Raw genomic sequence first — 7,577 nt, forward strand, 5'->3', positions numbered from 1 at the left:
TGCGTACAACATTTATCGGTCTCCACTCGATAGATCGTCTTCGTCCTACTCGCCGCCGGACAGGGTCCCGGCGCGGTCAACGTACCGTACCTTGAAGTCAGAGTTTCTCAATTTAGTCCGACTAGAGTTTGAATATATGCGCCTAATTGACTAACTGCGCAGCTTTTTCGCGCTCTCAAGCGCTGATCCTTGGTCTACGCGAGAAATGCGCGAGAGGTGAGCTGAGATAGAAACGACCTTAGCGCAGCACAATGCGTTCCCAGATGCCGCCCAGTGGGCACGAGAGACGGTCTCGGGCGGTATCGCGCCCGATCAGGATCTGTACGCGATTCATTACAAACCGGGTGCTGTCGGGCCCGAAATTTACGCAGCTCTCGAGGCCCTCGCGCCAAAACGACGCAAGAGCTGCTCTACCTCAGCGGCAGGCTTGGCGCTGCTGAATAAGACTCCTTGCACCTCGTTGCAGCCCTCGGCGCGAAACCAATCGAGCTGCTCGGTGGTCTCCACGCCCTCCGCGGTCGTGGTGATGTTGAGGCTACGCCCGAGGCCCGAGATCGCGCGCACGATGGCGACGCAGTCGGAACCGATCGTTCTTGATCTTATCGAACGGAAAGCGCTCTTTGTGAAGGACCTTGCGAAACGGCGGATGCCGGTTACGGCCTCAGCGCGCCGTTCCGTCAGCGGCTCACAACACGCGGCCTGGCGTGGGCCGTCGGTATCCCTCTTCACCTCAAGGTTTATCCGGCCCTCGCCCGGTGGCCCAATCCCGGCTCTCTGCCGACCACTCTCAAAGCTGCGACTAGCTTCGACATCCTGCGACGAAATGCGATTGTGATCATCGGGACTGCACCTCGTCTGAAGTCGAGGAAGCTCGCAAGCGGCTCTGGTGGTCGAACGGCCACGAGCTCAGTGATGTGCAATCGTGTGGTCCCTTGCAAACGGTAGAGGCCGATCGGCACATTTTCGGAAGCGTTCCAGATGTACGATAGTGAGGTGTCGGTGACCGGCCAAAGCGCGAGCGTTGTGGCCCCACAGATCGCAAGGATGATCCTTAGCCGTCCCATCAGAATACCATCCTGCGCCGGCGGAGCCACGCCTGGTGGCGCGCACGCGTATAAGGTCGCGGCGTTTCGTTGACGGAAAGACGGTTGTGGACGTGATGCCAGTATTCGGGGGCTGCATCGGCAGGATCAATGCGGAGTGACTCCACGGCGTCGATCAACTGGAGAACGCGCTCGACCTTTCGCCAGCCAGCCAGTCGCAGCAGGCTTTCGCCGCCGGGGCTGACCCAAGGCACGGTCGAATACCGCTGCCCCGGTATGATCGCGCGCAAAATGTCGAAGCGAGACAGGATGGTTCCGAAGTCATTGGATGTCCAGCGCACGAACGCGAAGGTGCTGCCGGGCATAAACGAGAGAATGCGCCGGTGCTGGTCAATGATCTTCTCCGATACAGGCTTGCCGAACCGGAAGGCGTCGCTACCATCAGCCGGGACGTTTTCAGGCCGGCATCACGGGCCTCGACAATCTGCGATGCAGCCCAGATCAGAACCGTCCGCATGCCAGATCGTCGCCATGCCGTGTTCCGGCACGGCCTCGACACGAATGGTGATGGTGCCTGCGCGGAAATCGATGGGAACGATCCGCTTCGATTTTGCCAGCGAAAAGAACGGATATGCCATCAGGTCTTCGTCCCGTGGCGGCAGATCGCCAGGGAGCGCACGAAACAGATCGAGTTGGTCGCGCTCTGACCGCCGCCGGCTGCTTGCAGTGGAGTTGCTGTCCGGCATGGGTCAGCGCCGCTCCTTGCCGGCATAGGGAATGGGTGCGTGTCGCTTCGCGGGCAGGACCGTGCCCGTGCCGGGATCGCTTGTGGACGTTTTGGCGCCACGATCAACCCACGCTTTCAAGTCCTCGAGCGCATACACAACGCGAACGCCGAGCTTGCGGTAGGTCGGGCCTGTGCCATAGGTGCGGTGCTTTTCGAGGGTTCGGCCGGAGAGTCCGAGAAAGCGCGCCGCTTCGGACGTGCGAAGGTATCGCGGCGGCAGGCCGGCGTTCGGATCGGGCATTTGCGAGGCTCCGTGGTCGTCTGGAGCGCGGCCGGCTCGGGCCGCGCGTCGACGGTCACGATGGCGCAGTAGGAGTGCTTAGGGGGATGCCGAAGATTGAGCGATGATTTTCGGCACCCCTGCTCTACTCCTTGCGAGATGAGGGACGTAGCAACGCGCGATAGCCGCCACGCATTAGAGCCAAGCCAGCCTGCACCAGGCGGATGGTCCGGCTGCGCAATTCGTGGGTTTTCCAGGCGCGCTCAGGGATGCGTTTTCGGCCGAACAGCACCTCAGCGATGACGCGATATGAAGCACCATCCATGTGTCCATCGAGCGCTCGCAGCACCAAGACGAGTCGTTCGCGCCGCTGCGCCGAAAGCTGATGAAAGGGTGGTCCTGGCGGGCGGCCGTTGATTGCGCGCCACAGCCGATGTGAGGCGTGGGCGCGGATCTCAAAGTCCGCATCGAGCGGCAGTTCGGCCGCATAAGAGACACCAAACTGCGGCGCCTCTTTCAGCCAGAGATGATGTTGTGCCCCTTGGATGCGCAATACGGCATGCCAGCCATCAGATGCCTGTCTGATGGTGCCCGATGAAAGGTCGGCAAGCGGTAGACCCTCGCCGACCGCTTTTGAGCCGGACGCGCATCGAACGACCGGCACCACCGTCGGCAACGCCTCAGGTGCCCAGAAGATTGTCTGTTGGTAAAAGGACCCCTGCGGGTCATGAACGAAAGCAGACGCCCCATCTCCTCCGGAATTCGGACGTCACCTGCCCGCCTTTGGAGCGAACTTCCCGAAAGGAAGCTCGATAGTTGGGACTGCGCCGCAGTGACTCCCAAGCCAAGTCCGGCATCTCCGCTGACTTGATGGCGTGCTGATACGCCTCGGGAGAGCGCCAGTCGAACTTAGACATTACTCTGATCCCCTGCCGTAAATCGATTGCCGCGAAATGTTTATAAAGCCCTGGGTTGTCGGGGAAGTCACCAAATGTGCATTGCGTGATGCGCGCTGGCGATCACGCTTTCAGCGGGAGAAATCTGTTCTCGATTTGGAATTCGAGACGATAGAATCTTTGCTATTTATTGGTGCCGCCGCGAAGCAAGTCGCGGTAGCCCTGGTCTGCTATCCATTTTGCTCGCGCCAGATGGCTGTCAAATGCATTGCGGGCTCGCGCCGGTTCGCGACCCGGATCGATATGCAATACGATCAGGGCCACTTCTTTCCAGTCCGCGCCATCGGCCTCCGCATCGAGCAGACGCCAATACGTTACCAAATGCTGCTCGTCATAGGACGTGAGCACCGCATCGTTGGGCGCCAGCTCCGCGACATCCGGGTCAAGCGGCGGTGTTTGCATCAAGAATCTCGCAAGAAAAACAATAAGAGCGCCCGCAGCCAACGTACGCTCAGCGGGCGTCCGCTGAAAGCCGCACCTTGGCTTTGTTCCCAAGTCAGGTCCGCTTGGGAATACATACTATAGGAGATAAACCTCATAGTATGTAAAGACGCAACTTGCGCAGATGGACATGCGCAAGTTGGTGGGGCGGAATTTCGCTAAGTTGCGGAAGCAGAAAGGCTTCACGCAGGAGAAGTTCTCCGAGGCGTCTGGCTTTACTCAGCAATACATCAGCGATTTAGAGCGTGGTCGGCGTAATCCGACGGTGGTGACGCTGTTCGAACTCGCGAGCACATTAGGTGTTAGCCACGTCCATCTCGTGTTGCCCGATGAAGAATTCTGGAAACAGCGAACCAAGACGCCGAAGCAAAAGTCATAGAACTTCGGCCAGAGGCAAATTTTTGGTGCGCCGGCACTTGCTGCTGACGGCTGGAACAAGAAGCCATCGCCCGAGGAGATCGGGCGGGACCTGGTGGAGCGTGATACTCGCCGTTCTTGCGCGGCCGCGGCCAGAGCAGCGTGTAACCCTTGCGGCCTTGTGGTCGAACAATTCGCGTAGATCGGCGCGTCGAGGAGGGTCGTCGAGCTCGTGCGAGAGCTATTCGCGCGCCTTCTTCGGAGCGCTTTGACCGCACTGCGCTATCTCGCGCTTATATTGTGCATCACATAGCAAGATTATGAGTCGTTCACCCGGCAATTCATCTATGAGGACTCGGAAATTAGGGCTTCAAGACCATGGTCATAATAGGCTGCCTAAAGGCGCTTTGTCATTCCAACTGAGCCTCCGCCCAAGGATTGACCACGAGCGCTAAGCGCTCGGGCCGGCACTATAGTTCACAGGCGTCGACCTCCTCGTCCGGGAATTTCTCGGCGTCCAGCTCCAGCCTGTTCTTCGCCTCTTCCAGCTCCCCTGTGATCAGCACGTAGTTCTCGAAAGTGCTCGAGGAGCTGATGTGTGTCTCGATCAGCTGCCGCAGCTCGTGCCTGAACTGATATTCGCTGACGGTCATTCGCCTTGCCTATCATTGCTGAATTCACGTACGAGATCCAACCTGTCGAGTTGGCGCGCCGAGAAGCTGAAGAATTGCATGCGGCTGGTGCCAAGAACAGTCAGGGCAAGGGCAACAGTAGCAGAAATCCCGGCCCGCGGTCAGGCCGTACTCAATTGAGGTCGCCCCAGCCTTGTCTCGCCACATAAGAGGAGATGACTTCATTACAATTCCATTTTCGCGGCTGGACCCGTAGCGGATGCCGTTTGATCGCTCCCGCCACCCATTCGCTTAGGCGCGTGCGATCTCTCTAATAAGGTACCGATGCTCTCTCATCCGAGGTTAAGAGGCAGCTCAAGATTGGCCCCTGTTAGAAGTTGACCAATGCCGTACAACAGAGAGAACGCGACAAGCACAGCGCAGAGATAGGCCGCAAGTTGAGGCCAAACGTCACCGTCATGATTGAACATTAATCCTCATATAGCACCGTGCTTCTGACTGAAAACTAAGAGCCCGGCCTCCATGAGTGCAAGGGCGAGGCCGCTCTCCGACACCCAAAGCCAGGGAGCCACGCTACTGGGAAACAGCGCGCTACTTCGGCGTCGCTCAGAGACTCACGTGCGTTCCGATTTTCCGTTCCCGGCGCTCTTTACGGCGTTGCGTAAGACGACTTCAGAAAGCCGCACAACCTGCCTTTTGAGAAACGCAACCAACTGTGAGAGACGACGAATCTCTTGCTTGCAGCGCTCCAGCTCGCGCTGTTCGTCTGTCATTGCAGATGCTTCATTGCAATTCCTACTTGCCGTTATGGTTCATGACCTCTTTTCCGAGAAGAGCTCAAACTTTTGCGTTCGGCGAACTCCTTTTCGAACACGAATTGCGCCGGCTCGCCGTGATCGCCTTCGACAAAGCCCTTCGCCACCAATAGCTCGCGGGCGTCGCGCACCAAACCGGGGCTGCCACAGATCATGATGCGGTCATGCTGCGGCTCCAGTTCCGGCAGCTCGATGTCCGTAAACAGCTTGCCTGAAACGATCAGATCGGTGATCCGGCCGCGGTTACGGAAGCGATCGCGCGTCACGGTCGGATAATAGATCAGCTGGTAGCGCACGAAGTCGCCGACCAGCTCGTCGCTCGGCAGTTTTTCCGTGATCATCTCGCCATAGGCGAGCTCGGCGACGCGGCGGCAGCCATGCAGCAGCACAACATTCTCGAATCGCAAATAGGTTTCGGGATCCTTGATTACGCTCAGGAACGGCGCAAGCCCGGTGCCGGTGCCGATCAGATACAGATTGCGCCCGTCCTCGAGATTATCGATGACCAGCGCCCCGGTCGCCTTGCGGCTGACGATGATCTCGTCACCCTCCTTCAGATGCTGCAGACGCGAGGTTAAGAGACCATCCGGCGCCTTGATCGAGAAGAATTCCAGCCGGTCCTCGTAATGGGCGCTGGCGAGGCTGTAGGCCCTCAGCAGCGGCTTCTCGTCGACCTTGCGCCCGATCATGGTGAATTCACCGCTACGGAAGCAGAACGACGGATTCCGGGTCGTGGTGAAGCTGAAGAGATTGTCGGTCCAGTGATGGACGCTCAGTATGCTTTCCTTTGTGAAATTGCTCATCTCACCGCCCGGCGAAATTAAAGCACGATCCAAATCCACGGGCCGCGTTCGCGCAAAGTTTGCACCAGTTTTCCGAATGATCATACTACAGGCACCAACAGGCTCTCGATGAAGTACAGTCGGACCGATAGCTTCACGCCCACAACCGCTTTGGCTTTCATTGGAAGATCGGCCTGTGCCCCGCCTGTAGCCATCAACTCCGGCCGATGCCCATTCACGTAGATATTCAACCGCTTTACTCTTGAGCCCGCCGGCATCTGCGCTACCCAGATGAACTTTTTCGCCAGTTTACACCGGGCCGGTCGGCTGGCTTGCCAGCTTACTCCCTGCCGAGTGGTCGTGCCCTCCTCGAGCAGACGCTAATGGCAACTTTGGCGCATTTGCTCCGACAAAACACAGTACATAGCGAACAAACAATCTCGTTTCGCACCTGAAGGGTGGTGTCTCGACTCCAGATTGGAGCGTTGCGTACAGAAGCCCCCCATCTCGCCTTGAACTTGCGCTCTATTGCAAAGCTACTGGAACGCAGCCCCAGCGAGAATCGACGCTCCGAGATTCGCCGAGATAATATCGCCTGAACATGCTTCCTACGACCGCACGTGATTGCGCCGAGCTGACTGTAACAATTCTGTGATGTTGCTTAATGCAATGAGCCGCGTGTTCGCGGTTAAATCCTGCATCTTGGCTACCTTCTTCGATGGATTCCACGCGCCTGCTCCCGCACTTCCCCGATCGCCTCTGGACAGCGGGCTTGTCATGACGGCACATGCTCGGACCGATGCAGACACCCCGTGCCTCGGCCTCCCACTGAATCAAGCAGGCGACGCGGAAACAGAAGAGGCGTGGGCACGGACTTCAAAGTCTGCATCGAGTGCAGTTCGGCGGAATAGAAGGCCCTAGGTGCGGCCTCTTTGATGTTGCGCTCCCCGAATGCGCACTACAGCACACCAACCAAGGGATGCCTGTCTGTAGCTGCCCGATGCAAGTCAGCAGAAGCGCAGCGGCGAGGCAGACGCGCTCCGCACGACTGGCACTAGCCTCGGCAAGGGCTCCGGTGCGCCAAGAGCAACTTGCCACAGTGCCGGCATTGACGGCTCATATATGGGTGGCCTCGAGAGGCAATCTCAGAACCCGACAACTGATCTTCTTGACCGGCTGGCCGAGACGCTGGATGTTCACTTATCTGAAGTCTCTGTTCAGCCACCCAGAGGAGCGACGACACCGAAGCACTTTGCCTAAGGTTCGCAAGCGGGCGAGCCCACGTTCCAAGAAGAAATAGCACCGCTGCGCAAGAGCGACTTTATGGCCACCCAGATCGGTACTGTGCGCTCTAAAACGCGAAAATCACGAATCGACTGCGCCGACGCAGCGGCAGCGTTGATGATTTCGACTTTAGGCTCCAAAAGGAACCCGCCCGATCAACTCGGGCGGGCCTTTAGAGCGAGTCTCACTCGCCGTTCTTGCGCGGCCGTGACCAGAGCAGGGTGTACCCCTCGCCACCTTCGAGCTATCGCTGAAAGTTG

At 58.5% G+C, this 7,577-nt stretch carries 8 protein-coding genes and 3 pseudogenes; 2 read left to right on the forward strand and 9 right to left on the reverse strand.

What is annotated here, in order from left to right; all coding sequences use genetic code 11:
• Positions 1-363 precede the first annotated feature (363 nt).
• Positions 364-613: pseudogene (locus FXV83_RS27890) on the reverse strand (EAL domain-containing protein); the annotation flags it as partial.
• A 20-nt stretch (positions 614-633) separates the two neighbouring features.
• Between FXV83_RS27890 and FXV83_RS44315 the strand changes: the two are divergent.
• Positions 634-762, forward strand: a pseudogene (locus FXV83_RS44315) (transposase); the annotation flags it as partial.
• Between the two features lie 301 nt (positions 763-1,063).
• On the opposite strand, the gene FXV83_RS27905 reads toward FXV83_RS44315, so the two are convergent.
• The 6 genes and pseudogenes from FXV83_RS27905 to FXV83_RS27930 form a co-directional block, all read right to left on the reverse strand.
• A complete protein-coding gene (locus FXV83_RS27905; protein ID WP_148742804.1) occupies positions 1,064-1,441 on the reverse strand; it encodes a DUF2840 domain-containing protein in 378 nt (125 codons plus the stop codon).
• A 29-nt stretch (positions 1,442-1,470) separates the two neighbouring features.
• A pseudogene (locus FXV83_RS27910) lies at positions 1,471-1,789 on the reverse strand (replication initiator protein A); the annotation flags it as partial.
• 3 nt (positions 1,790-1,792) lie between these two features.
• Complete coding sequence (locus tag FXV83_RS27915) at positions 1,793-2,071, reverse strand: helix-turn-helix transcriptional regulator (protein ID WP_148742789.1); 279 nt, start codon at positions 2,069-2,071, stop codon at positions 1,793-1,795.
• A gap of 124 nt (positions 2,072-2,195) precedes the next feature.
• Positions 2,196-2,717: a DUF2285 domain-containing protein gene (locus FXV83_RS27920; protein WP_187436206.1), complete on the reverse strand. Its 522-nt coding sequence runs from the start codon at positions 2,715-2,717 to the stop codon at positions 2,196-2,198.
• Positions 2,718-2,775: 58 nt separating this feature from the next.
• Positions 2,776-2,967 carry a transcriptional regulator domain-containing protein gene (locus tag FXV83_RS44320; protein ID WP_148742791.1) on the reverse strand — a complete coding sequence of 64 codons (192 nt, stop codon included), beginning with the start codon at positions 2,965-2,967 and terminating at the stop codon, positions 2,776-2,778.
• Between the two features lie 162 nt (positions 2,968-3,129).
• Positions 3,130-3,408, reverse strand: coding sequence for a DNA -binding domain-containing protein (locus FXV83_RS27930; protein WP_148742792.1), 279 nt, complete (start codon positions 3,406-3,408; stop codon positions 3,130-3,132).
• 163 nt (positions 3,409-3,571) lie between these two features.
• On the opposite strand from FXV83_RS27930, the gene FXV83_RS27935 reads away from it, so the two are divergent.
• On the forward strand, positions 3,572-3,826 hold the full coding sequence (locus FXV83_RS27935) for a helix-turn-helix domain-containing protein (RefSeq protein ID WP_148742793.1): 255 nt from the start codon (positions 3,572-3,574) through the stop codon (positions 3,824-3,826).
• A gap of 448 nt (positions 3,827-4,274) precedes the next feature.
• On the opposite strand, the gene FXV83_RS27940 is transcribed toward FXV83_RS27935, so the two are convergent.
• Entirely contained in the window at positions 4,275-4,457 is a 183-nt protein-coding gene (locus tag FXV83_RS27940) for a hypothetical protein (RefSeq protein WP_148742794.1), read from the reverse strand.
• A 784-nt stretch (positions 4,458-5,241) separates the two neighbouring features.
• Entirely contained in the window at positions 5,242-6,054 is an 813-nt protein-coding gene (locus tag FXV83_RS27950; protein WP_148742796.1) for a ferredoxin--NADP reductase, read from the reverse strand.
• Positions 6,055-7,577: the final 1,523 nt, after the last annotated feature.

Origin of the sequence: Bradyrhizobium hipponense, from assembly GCF_008123965.1 — a bacterium.
Lineage (GTDB): Bacteria > Pseudomonadota > Alphaproteobacteria > Rhizobiales > Xanthobacteraceae > Bradyrhizobium > Bradyrhizobium hipponense.